This is a genomic window from Nocardioides marinisabuli, from assembly GCF_013466785.1.
Taxonomy (GTDB): Bacteria; Actinomycetota; Actinomycetes; order Propionibacteriales; family Nocardioidaceae; genus Nocardioides; species Nocardioides marinisabuli.
In genome coordinates, this window is sequence record NZ_CP059163.1 from 4079246 (window position 1) to 4099802 (window position 20557).

At 74.3% G+C, this 20557-nt stretch carries 19 protein-coding genes and 1 tRNA gene; 7 read left to right on the forward strand and 13 right to left on the reverse strand.

Translation table 11 applies throughout. The features are described from left to right. Nucleotides 1-4 precede the first annotated feature (4 nt). Genes H0S66_RS19570 through H0S66_RS19580 form a run of 3 tightly spaced genes read right to left on the reverse strand, consistent with a single transcriptional unit; the run spans nt 5 to nt 3185 of the window. Nucleotides 5-1252: a bifunctional RNase H/acid phosphatase gene (locus H0S66_RS19570; RefSeq protein ID WP_179616848.1), complete on the reverse strand. Its 1248-nt coding sequence runs from the start codon at nt 1250-1252 to the stop codon at nt 5-7. Further along, nucleotides 1249-2046: a zinc ribbon domain-containing protein gene (locus tag H0S66_RS19575; RefSeq protein ID WP_258017008.1), complete on the reverse strand. Its 798-nt coding sequence runs from the start codon at nt 2044-2046 to the stop codon at nt 1249-1251. Before H0S66_RS19575 ends, H0S66_RS19570 begins: the two co-directional genes overlap by 4 nt. Continuing rightward, nucleotides 1989-3185 carry a Nif3-like dinuclear metal center hexameric protein gene (locus H0S66_RS19580; protein WP_179616849.1) on the reverse strand — a complete coding sequence of 399 codons (1197 nt, stop codon included), beginning with the start codon at nt 3183-3185 and terminating at the stop codon, nt 1989-1991. The genes H0S66_RS19575 and H0S66_RS19580 overlap by 58 nt, the downstream gene beginning before the upstream one ends. Nucleotides 3186-3230: 45 nt before the next feature. Here H0S66_RS19580 and H0S66_RS19585 point away from each other — a divergent pair, with 45 nt between their 5' ends. Further along, nucleotides 3231-3536: an antibiotic biosynthesis monooxygenase family protein gene (locus H0S66_RS19585; RefSeq protein ID WP_179616850.1), complete on the forward strand. Its 306-nt coding sequence runs from the start codon at nt 3231-3233 to the stop codon at nt 3534-3536. A 13-nt stretch (nt 3537-3549) separates the two neighbouring features. Here the strand turns inward: H0S66_RS19585 and H0S66_RS19590 are convergent, their stop codons facing one another. Beyond that, nucleotides 3550-5103, reverse strand: a complete 1554-nt coding sequence (locus H0S66_RS19590; protein WP_179616851.1) for an AMP-binding protein — start codon at nt 5101-5103, stop codon at nt 3550-3552. Nucleotides 5104-5328: 225 nt separating this feature from the next. Between H0S66_RS19590 and H0S66_RS19595 the strand changes: the two genes are divergently transcribed. The 6 genes from H0S66_RS19595 (at nt 5329) to H0S66_RS19620 (ending at nt 10670) form a co-directional block, all read left to right on the forward strand. After that, on the forward strand, nt 5329-6075 hold the full coding sequence (locus H0S66_RS19595) for a hypothetical protein (protein ID WP_179616852.1): 747 nt from the start codon (nt 5329-5331) through the stop codon (nt 6073-6075). 67 nt (nt 6076-6142) lie between these two features. Continuing rightward, complete coding sequence (locus H0S66_RS19600) at nt 6143-6799, forward strand: copper chaperone PCu(A)C (protein WP_218876382.1); 657 nt, start codon at nt 6143-6145, stop codon at nt 6797-6799. Beyond that, complete coding sequence (locus H0S66_RS19605; protein ID WP_179616853.1) at nt 6796-8016, forward strand: Dyp-type peroxidase; 1221 nt, start codon at nt 6796-6798, stop codon at nt 8014-8016. Before H0S66_RS19600 ends, H0S66_RS19605 begins: the two co-directional genes overlap by 4 nt. Nucleotides 8017-8200: 184 nt before the next feature. After that, on the forward strand, nt 8201-8530 hold the full coding sequence (locus H0S66_RS19610; protein WP_179616854.1) for a hypothetical protein: 330 nt from the start codon (nt 8201-8203) through the stop codon (nt 8528-8530). An 80-nt stretch (nt 8531-8610) separates the two neighbouring features. After that, entirely contained in the window at nt 8611-10005 is a 1395-nt protein-coding gene (locus H0S66_RS19615) for a sensor histidine kinase (RefSeq protein ID WP_258017011.1), read from the forward strand. Then, entirely contained in the window at nt 9990-10670 is a 681-nt protein-coding gene (locus H0S66_RS19620; RefSeq protein WP_179616855.1) for a response regulator transcription factor, read from the forward strand. Before H0S66_RS19615 ends, H0S66_RS19620 begins: the two co-directional genes overlap by 16 nt. Nucleotides 10671-10676: 6 nt before the next feature. Here the strand turns inward: H0S66_RS19620 and H0S66_RS19625 are convergent, their stop codons facing one another. From H0S66_RS19625 to H0S66_RS19670, 9 genes are all read right to left on the reverse strand, one after another. Continuing rightward, complete coding sequence (locus H0S66_RS19625; protein ID WP_179616856.1) at nt 10677-11555, reverse strand: serine/threonine-protein kinase; 879 nt, start codon at nt 11553-11555, stop codon at nt 10677-10679. After that, complete coding sequence (locus H0S66_RS19630; RefSeq protein WP_179616857.1) at nt 11552-11884, reverse strand: hypothetical protein; 333 nt, start codon at nt 11882-11884, stop codon at nt 11552-11554. Before H0S66_RS19630 ends, H0S66_RS19625 begins: the two co-directional genes overlap by 4 nt. A gap of 119 nt (nt 11885-12003) precedes the next feature. After that, a complete protein-coding gene (locus H0S66_RS19635) occupies nt 12004-12942 on the reverse strand; it encodes a lysophospholipid acyltransferase family protein (protein WP_179616858.1) in 939 nt (312 codons plus the stop codon). Between the two features lie 10 nt (nt 12943-12952). Next, nucleotides 12953-14536: an NPN-dependent hydroxyacid isomerase, LarAH14/15/16 family gene (larAH, locus tag H0S66_RS19640; protein ID WP_219633596.1), complete on the reverse strand. Its 1584-nt coding sequence runs from the start codon at nt 14534-14536 to the stop codon at nt 12953-12955. Between the two features lie 10 nt (nt 14537-14546). Next, nucleotides 14547-18077, reverse strand: a complete 3531-nt coding sequence (locus tag H0S66_RS19650; RefSeq protein WP_258017012.1) for an HAD-IB family hydrolase — start codon at nt 18075-18077, stop codon at nt 14547-14549. Nucleotides 18078-18152: 75 nt separating this feature from the next. Beyond that, the gene (locus H0S66_RS19655; protein ID WP_258017013.1) at nt 18153-18617 is read right to left on the reverse strand and encodes a hypothetical protein; all 465 of its coding nucleotides are present in this window, start codon (nt 18615-18617) and stop codon (nt 18153-18155) included. Then, entirely contained in the window at nt 18614-19993 is a 1380-nt protein-coding gene (locus H0S66_RS19660) for a DUF4331 domain-containing protein (RefSeq protein ID WP_179616861.1), read from the reverse strand. Before H0S66_RS19660 ends, H0S66_RS19655 begins: the two co-directional genes overlap by 4 nt. A gap of 1 nt (nt 19994) precedes the next feature. Next, on the reverse strand, nt 19995-20177 hold the full coding sequence (locus H0S66_RS19665) for a hypothetical protein (RefSeq protein ID WP_180923696.1): 183 nt from the start codon (nt 20175-20177) through the stop codon (nt 19995-19997). Nucleotides 20178-20361: 184 nt separating this feature from the next. Then, nucleotides 20362-20433: transfer RNA gene (locus H0S66_RS19670), tRNA-Val, on the reverse strand. Nucleotides 20434-20557: the final 124 nt, after the last annotated feature.

A 20557-nucleotide genomic window follows, 5' to 3' on the forward strand; every position in this document is an offset into this window, starting at 1 on the left:
CCGGCTACCAGCGACCGGGCTCGACGGTGGCCCGCTCGCCCGGGGGCAGGGCGTTGTAGAGGCGCATCGAGCCGCGGGCCGCGCCGTCGGCGGCCGGGTCGGCGTAGAACGACAGCACGGTGACCGAGGCCGGCGAGAGCTCCATGCGGTAGACCGCCTCGAGGGGCGCGCCCAGCGCGTGGGCCACCAGGGTCTTGATGGGCGTCACGTGGCTGACCACGACGACGGTGCGACCGGCGTGCTCGGCCAGCACCCGCTCGAGCCCGGCCAGCACCCGCTCGCGCACGGTGGCGAACGACTCGCCCCCCGGCGGGGCCACGTCCATCGAGCCCAGCCAGGCGTCGAGACCGGGCCGGTCGCGCTCGGCGACCTCGCTGAAGGTCAGCCCGTCCCACTCGCCGAACTCCATCTCGGCAAAACCCGGCTCCACCGACACGCTGCGTTCCAGCCGCGCCGCCACGACCTCGGCGGTCTCGCGGGTGCGGCGCACCGGCGAGGAGACGACCGCGTCGACCCGCTCGCCGAGGCCGGTCAGCCACTCGGCGGTGTCGCGGGCCTGGGCCAGACCCTCCTCGCTCAGCGCCGGGTCGTCGCCGCCCAGGCCTCCCGAGAAGCGCTTGGCCGCGGTGTGCCGGGTCACGCCGTGGCGCACCAGCACCAGCGTGGTCGGCGGCGCGCCGGGCCCGCTCCAGCCGCGGTGGCCTGCCTGGTCGCGCGGCTGCTCGCCACGCGTCGCGCCCGGCGACTCGATCTCCTCGATGAGCGACTCCTCGTCGGGAGCCCCCTCGGCGGTGCGCTCCTCGACCGGGTCGGCGGCGGGCCCGGCGCCGGCCACGGTGACGCCCTCGCGGACGCCGTCGAGCGCCTCGTTGGCCAGCCGGTCGGCGTGGGCGTTGCGGGCCCGCGGGATCCAGGTGTAGGTGGTGCCCTCGGGGGCGATCTCGCCCGCCTCGGCGGCCAGCACCCGCATGTCGGGGTGCTTGATCTTCCAGCGCCCCGACATCTGCTCGACCACGAGCTTGGAGTCCATCCGGACCTCCACCGCGGCCCCCGGGGCGTGCTCGACGGCGAGCCGCAGCCCGGCGACCAGCCCGGAGTACTCCGCGACGTTGTTGCTGGCCACCCCGATGGTCCGGGCGTCCTCGGCGATCACCTCGCCGCTGTCGGCGTCGCTCAGCACGGCGCCGTACGCCGCGGGGCCGGGGTTGCCGCGCGAGCCGCCGTCGGCCTCGACGACGACGCGCGAGGTCACAGCCCCGACTCCGGGGTGCGCACCAGGATGCGCGTGCACTCCTCGCAGCGCACCACGAGGTCGGCGGGGGCCGAGCGGATCACCGCGAGCTCGGCGTTGTCGATGCTGAGCTGGCAGCCGGTGCAGCGGCGCTGGTGCAGCATGGCCGCACCCACCCCGCCCTTGGCCGCGCGCAGCTTCTCGTAGAGCGCCAGCAGGTCCTCGGGCAGGCCCTCGACCGAGGGGCCGCGCTGGGCCTCGACGTCGACCAGCTGGGCGTCGATGGCCGCGACCTTCTCGTCGCGGGCCGCGATCAGCTCGCCCAGGCGCACGTCGGCCTGCTCGAGGAGCATGGTGACCGAGTCGAGCACCGACTGCGCCTCCTCGAGGCGCTCCATCACCTCGAGCTCGTCGTCCTCGAGGCTGGCGATGCGCCGCTCGAGCGACTCCAGCTCGTGGCCGAGGCGCTCGAGGTCCTTGGGGTTGCCGACCTGGCCCTTGTCCATCCGCTCGCGGTCGCGGGCCCGGCGGGCCTTGACCTGCTCGACGTCGGCGTCGACCTTGGCCTGCTCGACGGCCAGGTCGTCGACGACGATGCGGGCGTCGCGGGCCTGGTCGTCGAGCTCGGTGCGGTGGGCCTGGAGCTCGGCGATCTCGGCGATCTCGGGCAGGCTGCGGCGCTGGTGGCGCAGCTGGTCGGCACGGGAGTCGAGCTCCTGGACGTCGAGCAGCGTGACCTGGGCGGTCGGGTCGGCTTTCAGCGGTCTCTCCTGGCTGTGGGATGTGCTGTGTGTTGATCGGGGCGGAACGTCCACGGGTCGGTGCACCGGGTGCTCACGCGGGTCTCCACCGTAGCGCCCCGCTCGCCCACCAGCGCTGCCCGGAGTCGGGCCTCCAGCACCGGCAGCCAGGTCCACTCCGCCGCCCAGTGCGCCACGTCGACCAGTGCGGGCCCCTCGTGCTCGAGGAACTCCGAGGCCGGGTGGTGACGAAGATCGCTGGTGACGTAGACGTCGACCCCGTTGTCGCGGCCCGTGCCGAGCACGGTGTCGAGCAGGAAGTCGCCGGCGCCGCCGCACACGGCCACCCGGCGCACCTCGCGGTCGGGGTCGCCCCCGACCCGCACGCCGTGCACGGTGGGCGGCAGCACCTCGGCGACCCGGGCGGCGAAGGCGGCCAGCGTCATCGGCTCCACGCTGCCCACCCGACCGGTCCCGGTGCTCGACAGGCCGGGGTCGGCGAGCTCCACGACGTCGTAGGCCGGCTCCTCGTAGGGGTGCACCGACAGCATCGCGCGCACCACCTCGGCGCGGCGCGAGCGCGGCGCCACCACCTCGACCCGCACCTCGGCGACCTCCTCGAGCTCACCGACCCGGCCGATGGCCGGGCTGGCACCCGGCGTCGGGCGGAACCGGCCGACGCCCTCGACGGTGAAGGAGGCCGACTCGTAGTCGCCCAGGCGCCCGGCGCCCGCCTCGGCCAGCGCGACGCGCAGCCGCTCGGCGTCGGCGACCGGCACCAGCACGCCGATCTTGTCGAGGGCCGGGCGCTCGGCGCGCAGGATCGGGCGCAGGTCGTCGAGCCCGAGCGCGAGGGCCAGCGACTCCGAGACCCCGCCCTCGGCCTGGTCGGCGTTCGTGTGGGCGGCCAGCAGCGCGCAGCCGGCCCGGGCCAGGGTGTGCAGGGTGCGCCCCTTGGGCGTCTCGGTGGTGAAGCCGTGCACGCCCTTGAGGAAGAGCGGGTGGTGCACCACCAGCAGGTCGGCTCCCCACTCGGCGGCCTCCTGGGCCACCGCGGGCGAGGGGTCGACGGCCAGCATGATGCGGCGCACCGGCTGCGCGGGGTCGCCGTGCACCAGCCCGACGCGGTCCCAGGAGTCGGCGGTGCCGGGCGGGTACCACCCGTGCACCAGGTCGACGACGTCCCTCAGGCTGGGCTCGGTGCTCGCGTGCATGAGGGGAGGCTATCGGCGCTCGCGCCGGGACCTAGGCTGGGCGCCATGCCCGTCGTGAAGATCAACGCCATCTCCGTCCCCCCGCAGGCCGGCCCCGAGCTCGAGAAGCGCTTCGCCGCCCGCGCCGGCGCCGTCGAGGGCTCCCCCGGGTTCCTCGGCTTCCAGCTGCTGCGCCCCACCGCGGGCGAGGAGCGCTACTTCGTCGTCACGCACTGGCAGGACGAGGAGTCCTTCGCAGCGTGGCGCGACGGCGGCGCCCAGGCCGCGCACGCCGGCGAGCGCGCCAAGCCCGTCGCCAGCGGGGCGGACCTGCTGGAGTTCGAGGTCGTCATGGACGTCCGCCCCTCCTGAGCACCCCTGCGCGTCAGTTGACCTGGCGCTCCTGGCCCTCCCAGTAGGGCGCGCGCAGCTTGAACTTCTGCAGCTTGCCGGTCGCGGTGCGGGCCAGCTCGTCGCGGATCTCCACCGAGGTCGGTGCCTTGTAGCCGGCCGCGCGCTCCTTGCACCACGCGATCAGCTCGGCCTCGGTCGCCTCGGCGTCGGGGGCGAGCACGACGAGCGCCTTGATGGTCTCGCCCCACTTCTCGCTCGGGACGCCGATCACGGCGACCTCGGCGACGGCCGGGTGCGAGAACAGCACGTCCTCGACCTCGATCGAGGAGACGTTCTCGCCGCCGGTGATGATCACGTCCTTCTTGCGGTCGCTGATGGTCAGGTAGCCGTCGTCGCCGATGACGCCGCCGTCGCCGGTGTGGAACCAGCCGCCGGCCAGGCAGCGCTCGCTCTCCTCGGGCTGCTCCCAGTAGCCCTCGAGGCACACGTTGGAGCGGGCCAGCACCTCGCCCTGGTTCTCGGGCTCCTCCGAGATCGCGAGCCGTACGCCGAGCGCCGGTGCCCCGGCGCGGGTCAGCCGCGCGGCGCGCTCCTCGGGCTCGAGGTGGTCCCACTCGGCGCGGCCCCGGTTGATGGTCAGCAGCGGGGAGGTCTCGGTGAGGCCGTAGATCTGGATGAACTCCCAGCCCAGCTCCTCCTCGACGCGCACGACGGTGCGCGTCGGCGGCGGCGCACCGGCCATGATGATGCGCACCCGGTCACGACCGGGGATCGGACCATCCCACTCCTGGGCCGCCTCCAGCACCGCGGCGGCCACGGCGGGCGCGGCGCACATGACGGTCACGCCGTGCTCCTCGACGCGGCGCAGGATCTCGGCGCCGTCGATCTTGCGGATCACCACGTGGGTGGCGCCGGCCTGGGTGGCGACGAAGGGCCAGCCCCAGCCGTTGGCGTGGAACATCGGCAGCGTGTGCAGGTAGACGTCGCGGTCGCTGACCCCGGCGTGCATGCCGAAGGTGACCGCGTTGGTCCAGATGTTGCGGTGCGTGATCTGCACGCCCTTGGGCCGCGCGGTGGTGCCCGAGGTGTAGTTGATGGTGGCCGTGGCGTTCTCGTCGGGCTCCCACGGCTGCGGCACGCTGCCCTCGGGGGCGTAGAGCAGGTCGTCGTCACCGATCACGAACCGGTGCTCGGCGGTGACGTCGCGCAGCTCCTCGTCGAGCTCGGGGTCGATGATGAGCACCCGCGCCCCGGAGTGCTCGACGATGTACTGCACCTCGTCGGGGCGCAGCCGGAAGTTCACCGGCACCAGCACCCGTCCGTAGCCCGCCACACCGAAGAACGAGGTCAGCAGCCGGGCGCTGTTGTGGCTGACCACGGCCACCCGGTCGCCGACACCGATGCCGAGCTCGTCGAGGCGGGCCGCCTGGCGAGCGGCGAGGGCCGCCATCTCGCGGTAGGTCAGCCGGCCCTTCTCACCCAGCGGCTGCGCCGGCTGGTCGGGCTCGTCCACGACGCCGACCCGCTCGCCGTAGACCTGCACGGCGCGGTCGATGAAGTCCGAGACGCTGAACGGGACGATCATGGGCTCCTCCAAGCGGTCGTGTGACGGGGCCCACTCTAGGCAGGCCCCGGGTCGCGCCACCCCCGCCCGACCGGGCCCGTACGCCGAGCGGTGCGGCCGCGGCGACGAACGGTCGGTTCGGCCCGCGGCTGTAGCATCGAGGCGTTCCGGACGACCACGCCGGCCGGCAGCACGGAGGACGACATCACCAGCGCGGAGCAGCCCGCCCGCCCCACGAGGACCCTCGTGTGGGCGCGCGCCGCCGTGCTCGGGCCCGTGGTGCTGCTCTCCGGCGTGGTCTCCCACGTGACCGCCGACGGGCTGCTCCCCGGCCCGGGGGTGCTGGTCGTCCTGCTGGCCGCGTGCACCGCCCTCTCGGCGGCGCTCCTGCGCACCCGGGCCTCGGCGCTGCGCCTGGTCGCCCTGCTGGTCGGCGGGCAGGGGCTGACCCACCTCCTGCTCTCGGCGGGCGCGGGCCACACCGGCTCCGGCGCGACCACGACGGCCGCTGCGGGCGGGTCACCGGCCGCCGGCTCCGCGCTGCACGCGGCCGCCGACGAGGGCGGACGCCGCGTCGGGTCACTGACCGACCACTTCGAGGCCGCCTCGGCGGCCGGAGGGCGCGCCGCCGAGGCCGCCCCGCTGGGCGCTGCGCCGGGCGGGCTGGGCTCCTCGTTCGGCCACCTCGTCGACCACGCCCTGGCCCAGGGCCCGCTGATGCTGCTGGCCCACCTGCTGGGCGCCGTCGCGCTCGGCCTGTGGCTCGCCGTCGGCGAGAGCGCGCTGTGGGGGCTGCTCGTCCTCGCGGCCGTGCAGGTCCGGCTCGCGCTGGTCGCCGACGGGTGCGCCCGCCCGCTGCGGGCCTCCCTGCACGGCGCGATGGACGCCGCCCGACGGCTCCCGGTCCCCGCGCCGCTGCACCTGCCGCTGCCCGACTCCCTGCCGCACCGGATCGTCGCCCGCCGCGGCCCACCGCTCCTCCTCGCCGCCTGACCCCGCGCCGCCGACCGCGGCGCCTCCCGCGCGCGACCGCGCGCCCACGTCGTACGAGGAGACCCTGATGAGCAGCACCACCCGCACCACCCGAACCACCAGCCCCCGCGCCCGCCGGCTGGTCCCGGCCGCCGCCCTCGCCCTCGCGCTCGGCGCCGGCCTCGTGGCCTGCGGCGACGAGGAGCCGGCCGACGCCTCGTCGTCGAGCACCGCTGCCGAGGCGAGCGCCGAGATCACCGTCGGGGACCCCTGGGTGCGCGCCACCACCGGCGCCGAGGACACCACGATGTCGGCGGCCTTCATGACCATCGACAACGCCGGCGACGCCGACGTCACCCTCACCGGCGCCTCCACCGACGTGGCCGGCACGGTCGAGATCCACGAGATGTCGATGGTCGACGGCGCCATGGCGATGTCGGTCATGGACGACGGCCTGGTCATCGAGGCCGGGCGCGGCAAGGTCCTCGAGCCCAACGGCTACCACGTGATGCTGATGGACGTGCAGCGCGAGCTCGCCGCCGGCGACGAGGTCGACCTCACCCTGGAGTTCTCCGACGGCACCACCGAGACCCTCACCGTGCCGGTCAAGGAGTTCACCGAGGAGGAGGGCCACTACCACGAGCCCGGCACCGGTGAGCACGACCACGGCGACGACGAGGACCACGGCGACGAGGGGCACAGCGACGACGAGCACTCCGAGGACGAGGAGCACTCGCACTCGTGAGCCCGGCCCCACGCGTCAGCCGCCGTCGCCTCCTGGGCTACGTCGGCAGCACCGGTGTCGGCGCGGCCGCCGGCGCCGGTGCGGTCCTGGCCGTCGGTGCCGAGGAGGCGCCCCCCGCGTCCTCGGCGGCGGCGGCCGTGGGTGCGCCGGGGCGCACCATCGAGCCCTGGGGCGCCCACCAGCCCGGCGTGGCGACGGCGCAGACCGAGGTCACCGAGCTCGTCGCCCTCGACCTGCGCGCCGACGTCGACCGGGAGGCGCTGGGCCGGCTGATGCGCCTGTGGACCGGCGACATCGAGGCCCTGACCGCCGGCCGCGGCGCGCCCGGGGACCCGGCCCCGTGGCTCTCCCAGCCGGCCTCCGACCTCACGATCACGGTCGGCGTCGGCCCCGACGCCTGCCGGCCGGGCCTGTTCGGCGCGGGCCCCGACGGGTTCGCGGCGGTGCCGCCGATGAGCCGAGACCGGCTGCAGGAGCGCTGGAGCGGCGGCGACCTCCTCGTGGTCGTGGCCGGACGTGACGGCACCACCGTCGCCCACGCCGTACGCCGCCTGGTCGCCGACGCGGCGCCCTTCGCGCGGGCGCGGTGGCGCCAGGCCGGGTCGTGGAACCCCACCGGACCCGACGGGCGCCCCCAGACGGGCCGCAACCTCTTCGGCCAGGTCGACGGCTCGGGCAACCCGCAGCCGGGCAGCCCGCTGTTCGACTCGACGGTGTGGGTGCGCGAGGGACGCTGGGCGGGCGGCAGCACCCTGGTGGTGCGACGCATCCGGATGGACCTCGACACCTGGGACGAGCTGACCCGCGACGAGCAGGAGCGCTCGGTCGGACGGGCGTTGGCCGACGGCGCACCCCTGACCGGCGGCATGGAGATCGACGAGCTCGACCTGTCCGCGCGCTCCCAGGGTCGGCTGGTGGTGCCGGTCGACGCCCACGCACGCCGCGCGCACCCCTCCCTCAACGGCGGTCGCCGGATGTTCCGCAAGGGCGCCAACTACACCCGCGAGGTCGAGACCGAGCAGGGCGTCGAGGTCGAGAGCGGTCTGGTGTTCCTGGCCTACCAGGCCGACCTGCTCGACCAGTTCGTGCCGGTGCAGCGGATGCTCGACGAGTCCGACCAGCTCAACGAGTGGACCACCGCGATCGGCTCGGCGACCTTCGCGGTGCTGCCCGGCTTCGAGCAGGGCTCCTGGCTGGGCGAGCAGCTGCTCGCCTGACCGCGACCCGGCGCCACTTCCCCGCCGACCCGGCGCCACTTCCCCGCCGACCCGGCGCCACTTCCCCGCCGACCCGGCTGGTTCACACCAGCCGGGTCGACACCCACCACGCCGGGTGCGCCACATGAGAGCTTTCTCATCGGGCTCTCACGGCCCTCCCACCGCAGGAGAGGATGCTGGCCCCATGAGTCGCCCGTGGAAGGTCGTCCTGCTGGCCGTCCTGGTCCTGCCCGTGCTGGCCTACGCGGCCGGCGCGCTGACGGCGACGTCGCCGCGCGAGCCCGCGCCGCGCCCTCCCATCCTGCTCGAGGATCCACGCGGCGACGTCTCCCCCGGCGCCACGCTGAGGCCCTCCGCCGCGCCGACCTCCAGCCCCTCCTCGGACGACGATGACGACGACGACGATGACGACGACGGGGTCACCGTGATCCGCCCCGACATCGGCGAGGACGACGATGACGACGACGGGGACGACGATGACGATGGGGACGACGACGAAGGGGACGACGACTGACCAGGCCCGGCACTCCTGAGAACCGGCCCGACCGCCAGCCGCGGTCGGGCCTGTCGGTGCGCGCCCGGATCAGCGTCACGGTGGCCCTCCTGGTCGCTGCGACGCTGCTGCTGGCCGGCGTCCTGGTCTACGCCATCGAGGCACGACGTCTCGGCGAGCAGACCGCGTCGGCCGTCGACCAGGAGCTGGCCGAGCTCTCCGCGCTCCAGGAGGACGGGGTCGACCCGACCACCGGCGAGCCCTTCGCCGACGTCGCCACCCTGCTGCGGCTCTTCATGGAGCGCAACGTCCCCGACGACGACGAGCTCCTGGTCGGCTGGGTCACCGGCCAGCAGGTCGAGTACGTCTCCCCCCGCACCGACCCGCTCGCCGAGGACCCCGCGTTCGTCGACCTGGTCGAGCCGATCGTCGAGGAGGGCGGCACGGTGCGCGCCGAGCTGCCGGCGTACGGCGAGCTGCTGGTCGTGGCGCAGCCGGTGGCCATGCGCAGCGGCTCCCAGTCGGGCGCGCTCGTGGTGGTCACCCGGCTCGACCAGACCCGCGCCGGGCTGGTCGAGACGATGCGCACCTACGCGATCGTCTCGGCGCTGGCGCTGCTGGTGGTCACCGGTGCCGCCTACCTGCTGACCGGGCGGCTGCTCGCCCCGCTGCGCACCCTGCGCGAGACCGCCCAGGAGATCTCGGAGACCGACCTGTCGCGCCGGCTGCCCGTGCGCGGCAACGACGACATCACCGCCCTGACCCGCACCGTCAACCAGATGCTGGCCAGGCTGGAGTCGGCCTTCGCCGGGCAGCGCCAGTTCCTCGACGACGCCGGGCACGAGCTGAGGACCCCCCTCACGGTGCTGCGGGGCCACCTCGAGCTGCTCGACGCCGGCGACCCCGACGACGTGGAGCAGACCCGGGCGCTGCTGCTCGACGAGGCCGACCGCATGTCCCGCCTCGTCGGCGACCTGATCCTGCTCGCCAAGAGCGACCGGCCGGACTTCGTCACCCCGGCGCCCTGCGACCTGCGCACCCTCACCGAGGACGTCCTGGCCAAGGCCAGTGCCCTTGGTGGGCGCGACTGGCGCCTCGACGGTGTCGCCGAGGTCGTCGTGCCGGCCGACGCCCAGCGCCTGACCCAGGCCCTGCTGCAGCTGGCCGAGAACGCCACCAAGCACACGGGCCCCGGTGACACGGTCGCGCTCGGCTCCGCCTGGGAGGGCGGCCAGGTGCGGCTGTGGGTGCGCGACAGCGGCCCGGGGGTCGCCGAGGCCGACCGGGAGACGATCTTCGACCGCTTCGGTCGCGGCAGGGTGCCGGAGGGCGACGACGGCTTCGGCCTCGGGCTCTCCATCGTCAGCGCCATCGCCGAGGCGCACGGCGGCCGGGTGGGGGTCGAGGACCCCGGGCCGGAGCATCCCGCCGGCGCCCGCTTCGTCATCACCTTGCCCGCCCACCCCACCGAGGAGTCCACGTGGCCCGCATCCTGATCGTCGAGGACGAGGCCCGCATCGCCTCGTTCATCGCCAAGGGCCTGCGCGCCGACGGCCACCAGGCCACCGTGGTCGGCGACGGGCCCACCGGGCTCGACCTCGCGCTCGCCGGCGAGCACGACCTGGTGATCCTCGACATCGGCCTGCCCGGGATGGACGGCTTCGAGGTCCTCGACCAGCTGCGCTCGCAGGGCTCGCGCCTGCCGGTCGTGGTGCTCACCGCCCGCGACTCGGTCACCGACACGGTCTCCGCGCTGGAGGGCGGTGCCGACGACTACATGGCCAAGCCGTTCCGCTACGCCGAGCTCCAGGCGCGCATCAGGCTGCGGCTGCGGCAGGGGCAGGCCGCCGGCGACGCCGTGTCCTCCGCGACCTCCGACGCGCTCGAGGTGGGCGGGGTGCACCTCGACCTGCGGACCCGGCGGGCCCGGGTGGGTGGGCAGCAGGTCGACCTGTCGGCCCGCGAGTTCGCGCTGGCCGAGATCTTCATGCGCAACGCGGGGCAGGTCCTGTCGCGCGAGCAGCTGCTCGACCACGTCTGGGGCTTCGACTTCGACCCCGGCTCCAACGTCGTGGACGTGTACGTCGGCTACCTGCGCAAGAAGTTCGGGGCCCGCTGCATCACCACCGTGCGCGGCATGGGCTACCGCTTCGACGCCTGAGCAGGCTCAGGCCCGCCAACCGGTGAGCCGCGGGGCCGGCAGCCGGGCCAGGACCGGCTCGCACGCCTGGGCCACCTCGTGCGGGAGCGGGCGGTCCTCCGGTCGCTTCTCCAGCCCGGCCAGCACGACCTTCTCCACCTCGGTGGGCACCCGCGGCGGCAGCGGCCGGGGCGCCTGCACCAGCTGCGGGTGCCGTTCCTCCGGGGTCGCGCCGAGCCGGTCGGGGCGGTCGAAGGGCAGGTGGCCGGCCACCGCCTCGAACAGGGTGACGCACAGCCCCCAGACGTCGCTGGCGTGCCCGGGACCCTCGCCCCGCGAGGGGTCGGCCTGCTCCGGCGACAGGTGGTCGTCGGTCCCGATCACCGCGGTGAGGGCGCGCGCCTGGTCCACCGGCCGGGCCACCGACAGGTCGATGAGCCGCGCCGGGGCGCCCATGATGATGTTGCTGGGCTTGATGTCCAGGTGCGTCCACCCGACGTGGCGCAGGTAGTGCAGCGCCGAGGCGACCTCGATGGCCAGTGGCAGGTACTGCTGCTCGGTGAGACGACCGTGGCGGCGCAGCAGCGTGGAGAGCCTGGGGCCGTCGAGGTGCTCGAGCACGAGGTGCGGGCGTGGCCCCTCCTCCTCGTGCCGCAGTCCGCGCACGACGACCGGGTGGTTGACCGCCGCGAGGGCCTGCGCCTCACGGCGCAGGCCTCGCAGCGCCGAGGCGTCGTCGACCCGGCCGGGCCGCACCACCTTGACCACGACCGGTGCGTAGGTCACCTCGTCGAACGCCAGGTAGGCCTCGTACGTCGACCCGCCACCGAGCAGGCGCACCGCGGTCAGCTCGGGGGTGATCTGGTCGCCGGGGTGGAGGTCCCAGGTGGGTGCGTCCTGGCTCACCGGTGCACACCCGTGGAGCGCGAGCTCGTCGCGTCGGTGCTGTCCTCCAGGCTGTCCTGGCTGCTGGTGGCATCGTTGCTCGTCCCGGTGCCGGTGCCGGTGCTGGTGCCGGTGCCGGTGCTGGTCCCGGTGCGGGTGTTCGTGTGGTCGCGGGTGTCCTCGTCGTCATCGTCGTCGACCGTGGTGACGACGGCCGTGCCGTCGTCGTCGCGCTTCCACGGCTCGGCGTCGACCGAGGTCGAGGCGGCGGGGAGGGCGAGCACACCGGCGCCCACGGCCCCGGCGACACCAGCGACCCCGACGACTGCCAGGGTGGCGATCTTCTTCATGGTGGTTCCTCTCGTCGATGGCCCCAGGGGCCCGTTCGCTGACGAAGGAACTCAACTGCGCCCGGGTGAGCCCACCATGAGGCCGCGATGAGATCGCTCTCACGATCCAGGGCCGGACCTCAGCGGCGCCACACGCGACGTCGCGGTCCGGTGACGGGCTCGACCGAGGGGGACTCGGTCTGGGCCCAGACCCGGCGCCAGGTGGCGGCGTCCGGCCCGCCGGGGTCGGGGGTGGTGCCGGCAGCCCGGCGGCGCTGCGCCTCCCACCAGGTGCTGCGGTCCTCGTCGAGCAGCGCCGCGACGGCGTCGCGCACCCGGGGGGCGAACTCGCGCACCGACTCCCCCTCGGCGGCGCGCAGCGGCTCTCCGAAGCGCACCGTGAGCTGGCGGCGCCCGCCGGCGTCGCGCCCGGGCCACCCGACGCCCCGCGGCATCGCCGCGAAGGTCCCGCGGTGGGCCACCGGCACGATCGGCACGTCGTGGGTGTGGGACAGGTAGGCCGCTCCCATCCGGAAGGTGTGCATCCACCCGTCGCCCGAGCGCGTGCCCTCGGGGAAGACCACCAGGCTCCACCCGTCGGCGAGCACCTCGCCGGGCGTCGCCGAGATCGACCCGCCGCGACGGTCGATGGGGAAGGTGTTGAAGACCAGCGAGGAGCCCACCGCGCGCCACCAGGTGTCGAAGAAGTAGTCGGCGGCCGCCGCCACCGCGGTGCGCCGGCGCCACTCGTCGGGCAGCGAGAGCAGCAGCAGCGGGGTGTCGAGGTGCGAGGCGTGGTTGGCCACGAAGATCACCGGTCCCCGGGTGCGCTCCAGCACGTCCAGGCCCTCGACCCGGGTGCGCACCTGGGAGCGGAAGACCGGCTCGAGGGCGAGCTTCTGGGCGACCTCGCGCGCGGCGATCGCGGGTCGTCGCCGTGCCCAGGCCGAGTCGGCGACCTGCGAGCGCGCCGGCTCGACGTACACCTCGGCCGAGCGCGGCACCTGCGAGCGCCGACCCCAGCGCCAGCCGCGCGCGGTGCGCCGCACGTCGTCGACGCCCTCGCTCCAGAAGCCCACGACCGCCCCCTCAGACCCGCACGTCGGCGAGCAGGTGCGGCGGGTTGTGGAGGTAGGTGATCGACGGGCTGGTGCCGACCGTGCCCGAGGCCATCTCGAGGGCGTCGGCCAGCGTCGAGGCGGCCCGGAAGCCCAGCCTGGCTGCCGCGCGCCGGTCGCCGCCGACCCAGATCACGTCACCCACGTGGTCCATCGCGTGCGCCGCCCAGTACCACATGTAGAAGGGGTGCACCCCGTGGTAGGCGTGCGAGGTGCGGTAGAGGTGGCGGTACCACGGGTCCTCGGCGAACTGCTGCTCGTACTTCTCACCGATCTCGGCCGGGTCGGTGGTCTCGGCGAGCACCTCCTCGTAGAAGTCGACGTACGACGGGTGGTGCAGCTGGTGGAAGCCCTCGTCGAGCGGGTGGTAGAGGATCACCGCTCCCCCGCGCCGCACGACCGGGTGCCCGCGGTAGGAGTTGAAGTAGTAGCCCAGCCCCATGCAGGTGGCCAGGACCGGGTTCATCGAGCTGTTGACGTTGTAGGGCCCCAGGTAGGGCACCCCCATCACCAGCACGTCGGAGACGCCCTGGACCTCGACCAGCTGCTGGCGGTGCACCCGCGCCAGGGTCTGCTCGTGCACGGCCTCGACCTCGCCGGCCGCGATGCCGGTCAGCCCGTACGGCGCCCTCAGGTCGTGGAAGAGCCGGTGGCGCATCCGTTGCGGGGCCAGCGCCAGCCCGCGCCGCACCGCGAGCATCGAGGCCTGGTCGCGCACCGACCACTCCCACTCGCGCTTCATCAGGAACTCGTAGGGACGGGGGAAGACGTCGTTGTTGAGCGTGGTCTCGACCTGGAAGACCGGCACCGTGTCCTTGATGACGCGCCCGATGCGCCACGCCGACTGGTGCATCGCGGAGCGCTCGTGGTCCATGAACGAGCGCGAGTGCACCATCGTGTGGGCGTTGTGGTGGTGGCGCAGGCTCTTGTACGACGCCAGCCCGATGCCCACCGACTTGTGGCCGCCGTCCATGGCGACGAGGTTGACGTTGACGTAGACGAGCAGGTCGGACTCGGCGGCCCGCCTGCTGATCTCGACGTCCTCGCCGAGCTCGGTGGTGCCGAGGTGGCTCAGCGCGTCGCGGTCCTCGGCGTCGAAGTTGTAGAGCCGGCCCTGGGGGTGGAAGGAGCGGAAGACCCGCTCGCCGACGATGTGCTCGAGCTCGGCCGGGGTCATCCGCCGGTGCAGCGCGTTGGCGGCGATGATCTCGACGTCGTCGACACCGGCCTCGGCGGCCATGGTCAGCACCTGCTCGATGACGCGCTGGCGGATGTCGGGGCGGCGCATCGTGGGCAGCGGCAGCGACAGGTCGTCGAAGGCGATGGTCAGCCGCATCCCGGCGAAGAGCCGCTCGGGCAGCGGGTCGCTGTCGACGGGGTGCAGGAGCGCCTCGCGCACGGCGCCCTCGACGTCGGCGACGCCGGGCAGCGAATCGGGTGGGTAGATCACCCGGGTCCCGAGCGGGAAGTCCTCGAGGCGGAAGCCCAGCCCCTCGTGGACCACCAGCGGCGGGGTGCGGTCGTCGACCTCGAGCACGAAGCCTGGTCGGGTCACGGGGACCTCCTCATGCGGTTCTCCTGGGGTCGAGTGCCACCTTGACCGTGCCGAGGCGACCGGTCGAGTGGGCGTGGTCCAGCGCCTCGCGCCAGCGGTGCAGCGGGTAGGTCGCCACCGTGTCGGCGACCGGGCCGAGGGCGTCGTGGCCGCCGAGGGCGAGCGCCGTCTCGAAGGCGCTGCGCCCCCCGGGCTCGCGGTGCGCCGAGGCGTAGGTGCCGACGACCTCGAGCTCGCGGAACCAGGCGGCCGACAGGTCGGCGGGCTGGGGCATGCCCGAGAGCACGACGCGTCCTCCGGCCCGGGTCGCCTGCAGCGACGTCTCCAGCGACTGCTTGGAGCCGACCGCGTCGACGGCGACGTCGACCCCGCCGAGCAGGTACGCCGAGGACAGCGTGGGCCGCAGCGCGAACGCGCCGGTGCGCGGCGGACGCGGCGCAGCACCTCGCGCGGCGCCACCACGTCGGTGGCCCCCAGGGCCAGGGCCAGCTCGCGCTGGTGGGGCGTGCTTGGCGACCACCACGATCTCGGCGGCCGGGGTCAGCTCGCGCAGGGCGAGGGTGGCGAGCAGGCCGACGGCCCCGGCCCCGCTGACCAGGACCCGGTCGCCCTCGACGACGCCGGCGCGCAGCGCCGTGTGCACCGCGCAGGCCAGCGGCTCGACGAGCAGCGCGCGGGTGTCCGACCACGCCTCGGGCACGGCGTGCAGCTGGCTGCGGTGCGCCGCGAGCTGCTGTCCCCAGCCGCCGCCGGTGTCGTGGCAGAACCCGGTCTGCAGGCCGGCGGAGAGGTCGCCGACGGTGATCCGCGAGCACCTGTTCGTGGCTCCCGCGGCGCAGCCCTCGCAGGGCTCGAGGCCGCGGGCGGCGCACGCCAGCACCGGGTCCAGCACGACCCGGGTGCCGGCCGGCAGGTCGTCGCAGTCGTCGAGCAGGTCGGCGACCACCTCGTGGCCCGGCACGAACGGCAGCGACACGACCGCGGAGAAGTAGAGGCTGGTGCGCCCCGAGAGCATCGAGAGGTCGGAGCCGCAGATGCCGCTGAGCCGGGTGCGCAGCCGGGCCCAGCCCGGGCGCCGCACGACCGGCGGCTCGGTCGTCACCAGCCGCAGCGGCGCCGCGAAGCCGGAGAGGCGCCGGGCGCGCGCGAGCCCACCGCCCGGCCCGCGACCGTGCGCGGCACCGAGCGGAACATCTCCAGGGCCAGCATCATCGGCGCGACCCCGCGGGGTTGAGGCTCCGGCCGGGGTGGCCGGGCTGGCCCAGTCGACGATGGTCCAGTGGTGCCGGCGCGCGTGGCGGTAGAGCGGCACGTCGGGGCGCACCGCCACCGGGTGGCCGGCGGCGGCCAGCAGCGGCAGGTCGGAGTGGGAGTCGGCGTAGGCGTAGGAGCGGGCGAGGTCGACGTCGTGGCGGGCCGCCCAGTCGCGCATGAACGCGGCGCGGGACTCCCCCACCAGCGGCGACCCGGCCAGGTGCCCGGTGCACACGCCGTCGGCGTCGGTGGCCAGCTCGGCGGCCTCCACGTGGTCGAAGAGCGGCGCCAGCGGACGGGTCAGCGGCCGGACCGCTCCGGTGATCAGCACCGTGCGGTGCCCGGCGCGCCGGTGCTCGCGCACCCGTCGTACGGCGGCCGGGGCCAGGCGCGAGAGCACGTGGTCGCCGAGCAGCTCGTCGGCCACCGCCTCGAGGTCGGCGAGCCGGGCCCCCTCGTAGTCGCGGTAGACCGCGCGCAGGAACGCGCTGCGCTCGCGGCGCTCGGCCCGCACCAGCGCGGGCACCCGCGACGCCACCCGCACCAGCTCGGCGAAGCGACCGGCGCCGTCGAGCTCCTGCAGACGCAGCCACAGGAAGGTCTCGATGACGTTGGAGGAGAGCAGGGTGCCGTCCATGTCGAAGAAGGCCGCCACCCGCGCGGGGTCGGCCGCCTCGCGGCCCCCGACCTCGGGCAGCCGGGCCCCGCCGGCGCTGCGCCCCCGGGCCGTCCCCTGGCGGCGGGCGCGCAGCTCGTCGAGGCGCCGCACCGGCGCGGTCACGGCCGGGCAGTGCACCTCGCGCAGGTAGGTGTGCCAGTCGACGGCGGCGGTGTCGAAGGCGAAGGTGCGCTGGTCCTCGGGCGAGAGCCGGCCGCGCAGGGCCGAGGTCCGGTCGTCGGAGAAGCGCAGCTCCGCCTGGGCGTACTCCTGGTAGAGCGTCAGGTAGCGGCGCAGGAAGTCGAGGCGGCGCCCGCGCCGGTCGAGCTCGCGGGCCACCGAGCGGGTGCGGTCGCTGCGCGGGGCGTGGCCCACGACGTAGTCGGCGACCTTGAAGGCCCGCTCGCTGGTGGTCAGCAGCCGGTCGACCGAGGCCGCCCCGGGGAAGCGCCAGTCGGGCAGTCGGGCCGCACCCCGGTCGCCGACCTCGAAGGGGTGCTCGTCGAAGTAGGCGCGCACGTGGGCGTAGAGCTCGCTGAAGGTCAGCGGGTTGCGGTCGCCGGAGCAGACGTGCAGGTACGCCGCCTCGCCCGGCTCCGGCGGGTGCGCGAGCGCCGCCACGATCGCGGAGACCACGTGGTCGACCGGCACGATGTCGACGATCGTGTCGGCAGCGGCCGGGAACTCCGGCAGCTCCCCGCGCCCGTAGGCCAGGATCAGCGGCTCGGCCATCTTGAAGCCCTCGATCCACCCCGGGTGCGGACGCTCCAGCGCCGACTCGATGATGCTGGGGCGCAGCACCGTGACCCGGTGACCGGCGCGGGCGTGCGCCTCGACCACCCGCTCGCCCAGCGCCTTGGTGAAGGTGTAGCAATCGGTCCAGCCCAGGCTGCGCGCCCGCTCGGTCCCGACCCGCACCAGCTCGGCGCCCACCCACTCGCGCCGGGCCTGCTCGCTGGCGGTGGCGGCAGTCAGCAGCCCGGCCCGGGAGTGGGCCTTCTCGGCCCGCTTGCGCGCCTCCTCCAGCACGTCGGCGCTGCGGCTGCGGTGCTCGGTCTCGCGGCGCTGGGCCAGGCCCCACGCCAGCTCGGCCTCCAGGTCGACGTCGTGCTCGACCGGCGCCTCCGGCACGTGGCCGCGGCGCCGCCCGGCGACGTACGCCGTCGAGACGTGCAGGTAGTGCACCTCGCGCCCGCCCTCGCGTCCGGCGGCCGCCACGCGCTCCAGCAGGTCGCGGGTGCCCACGACGTTGGTGGCGAACGCCTCGTCGACCGGTGGGTCGAAGCTGACGTCGCCGGCGCAGTGCACGACGGCATCGAGGTCCCCGGGCAGGTCGGGCACGTCGACGAGGTCGCCCTCCACCACGCGGACCCGCGCCGCGAGCAGCGCGTCGACGTCGCCGGCCGCCTCGACCGCTGCGGCGAAGACCGGCTTCTCCAGCATCCGGGCGACCCGTGCGGTGCCGCTGGTCGACCCCTTGGGCCGCACCAGCACGCTGACCCGCACGCCGGGCACCTCCTCGAGGAGCAGGTGCAGCAGGGCCTCGCCGACGAAGCCGGTGACCCCGGTGAGCAGGACGTGGCTGCCCGCCAGCCTCTCGGCGACCGACCCGGACGGTGCCTGCTCCATGCGTCCTCCCTCGCCCGCCACGACGCGGGCTCCCGCGCAGCACCGTACCCAGGTACGGCGCTGCGCGGGAGGGGCTCAGGCCGGCCAGGTGGCCCAGGTGACCTCGCCGCCGCGCACCACGACGTCGAGTGCGACGTCGTCGGTGCCGGGGTGGAAGAGCCGGTAGGCGCCCTCGTCGAGGTCGGGGAAGACCACCGACGGCAGGTCGCCGACGGGGGTCTGCCGGGGCACCACCGCGACGTGGCGACGGTGCGCGTGGTGCCCGTCCCCGTGGTCGTGGTCGTGGTCGTGCCCGTGGTCGTGCCCCTCGTGCTGGTGGTGGCGGTCGCGACCGTCCGCGGGGTCGATCTCGACCTCGTGGCCGACCAGCGCTGCGGGCATGTCGACGACGAGGGCCCCCACGTCGCCCCCGATGTCGAGCAGCACCGATCCCTGGCCGGCCCAGGGGTTCTCGTCGAGGTTGGCCTGCAGGTGGTCCGGCAGGCTGGTCCCCTGGGTCCCCCCCGGGCCGCTCCCCGGGACGGTCGCGACCCCGGTCACGACGCCTGCGTCGTGCCGGGCTCGGTCTGGTACCCGCCACCAGGCAGACCGAGGTAGGGGAACTCGCCCAGCAGCGGCGAGTTGGTGTACTCCGAGCCGTCCTCGACCGCGGCGGCGGCGTCGTCGGGGGTGAAGGAGGGGTCGACGAGCGGGATCGTCAGGCCGGCGACGGCGCGGATCTCGATCGTGGTGACGTTGTCCTCCAGGCGGCGGCCGTTGGGGAAGCCGGCCGGGTCGCCGCCCACGAGCCCCAGCGGGTTGGGGTCGTCGCTGGGCGGGATGGCGACGTTGAGGCGCAGCATGTCCGAGGGCACCGGGCCGGTGTAGTTCTGGAAGCCGGGCACGACCCCCTCGGGGATGCCGGTGAGCAGGATCGCGTGCAGGTCGGCGCGCTGCTTGTCGTAGGCCGCGAGGTTCGGGAACACGCCCGGGTAGAGCACCGGCAGCAGGCCGGCGAGCTCGGGCTTGTAGACGAACTTCTGGTACTTGCTGTCGCCCGAGGGCTCGCGGCTGTTCCAGAGGTCCTTCTCGGCCATCGGCACCACGACCTCGTTGAACAGCGGGTTGCCCAGGCGCGAGACCTGGCGCCACTTGCCGAAGTCGCGGTAGGTGCCGGTCTTCTTGTTGAAGACCCGCGACGTGCGGCGGCTGGCGGTGGCCCACACGCCGATGGTCGACGTGGCCGACATCGGGTCCGAGGGCGTCGAGCCGTCGCGGGTGAGCTCGTCGATCGGCACCTCGATGGCGATCGTGTGCACGTTGAAGGACTGCACCGAGTTGATGCCGTCCATGGCACCCATCGGGATCAGGTGCGCCTCGTTGAAGGGACGCAGCGCGCCGAGGTCGAAGATGCTGCCCAGGTCGACCCAGAACGCGTCGGCGCGCTGGCCGGCGAAGACCTTGCGCCCGCGGGGCAGCTGGTGCACCGCCTGGCCGGCGAGCTTGGCGTAGTCGGGGGTCGAGCGCTTGCCGACGTTGACGGGCGGGCAGGGCAGGTTGCTGCCCAGGGTCGTGGTGTCGTTGCCCTTGACCCGCTTGACCGAGTAGCTCTGCGGCCGGTTCCAGGTCTCGTCGTCGATGTCGGAGATCGGGCCGGTGTTGTAGAGGAACGTGCGGTTGTTGCGCACCTTCGTCTTGAACTTGAACTGGTAGCTGATGTCGGCCTGGGCGGTGCCCTTGTTCGAGACGTGGATCTCGTAGAGCACGTCGTCGCCGAACTCGAAGAAGTTCGGTCCGGAGTCGGGCTTCTGCAGCGGGATGAAGTTGGCGATCAGCACGACGTTGCCCGGGTTGGCCGGGCTGCGGAAGGCGTAGACGTCCGTGCTGTCGGCGACGGGGTCCTTGGAGATCTCGGGGGCTTCGCGGTGGGAGGACATCTCACTTGCCTCCCATGGCGGCCAGCAGGCGGGTGACGAGGTCGCGGTCGCGCACGACCACCTCGTCCTCGCCGATCATGAGGGTCACCCGGTCGGAGCGGTGGTCCTCGACGTAGGCGACGAGCGGCTCCTGCGCGCTGATCGTGCGGGGGCGGGCGGCGGCCGAGGCGGCGCCTCCGCCCATGAGTGCTGCTGCTCCGACCGCGGCGCCGGCTCCTGCCACCGCGATCACGTTTCTCCTGCTGGTCTCACTCATCCGGGTGCCCTCCACGGGTCTGCGGGTCCCGCCCCTGGTGAGGCGGGTCACAGGTGCTTCGGTGCCCTCACCCGAGCGGATGGGACCGGAGGCGGAGAACTTTCGACCGGAGTGGGCGCAGAGGGGATCGAACCCCCGACCACCTCGTTGTAAGCGAGGTGCTCTACCGCTGAGCTATACGCCCCGGGCCCGCGCGCAGCGGACCGGCGGGCGGGCCACAGACTAGACGCTCGCGCACGCGGGTCGGAAATGAGTCGAACCGCTGGCGTCTCGGGTCACCAGCGGTTCGACACCGACAACGGTACGTG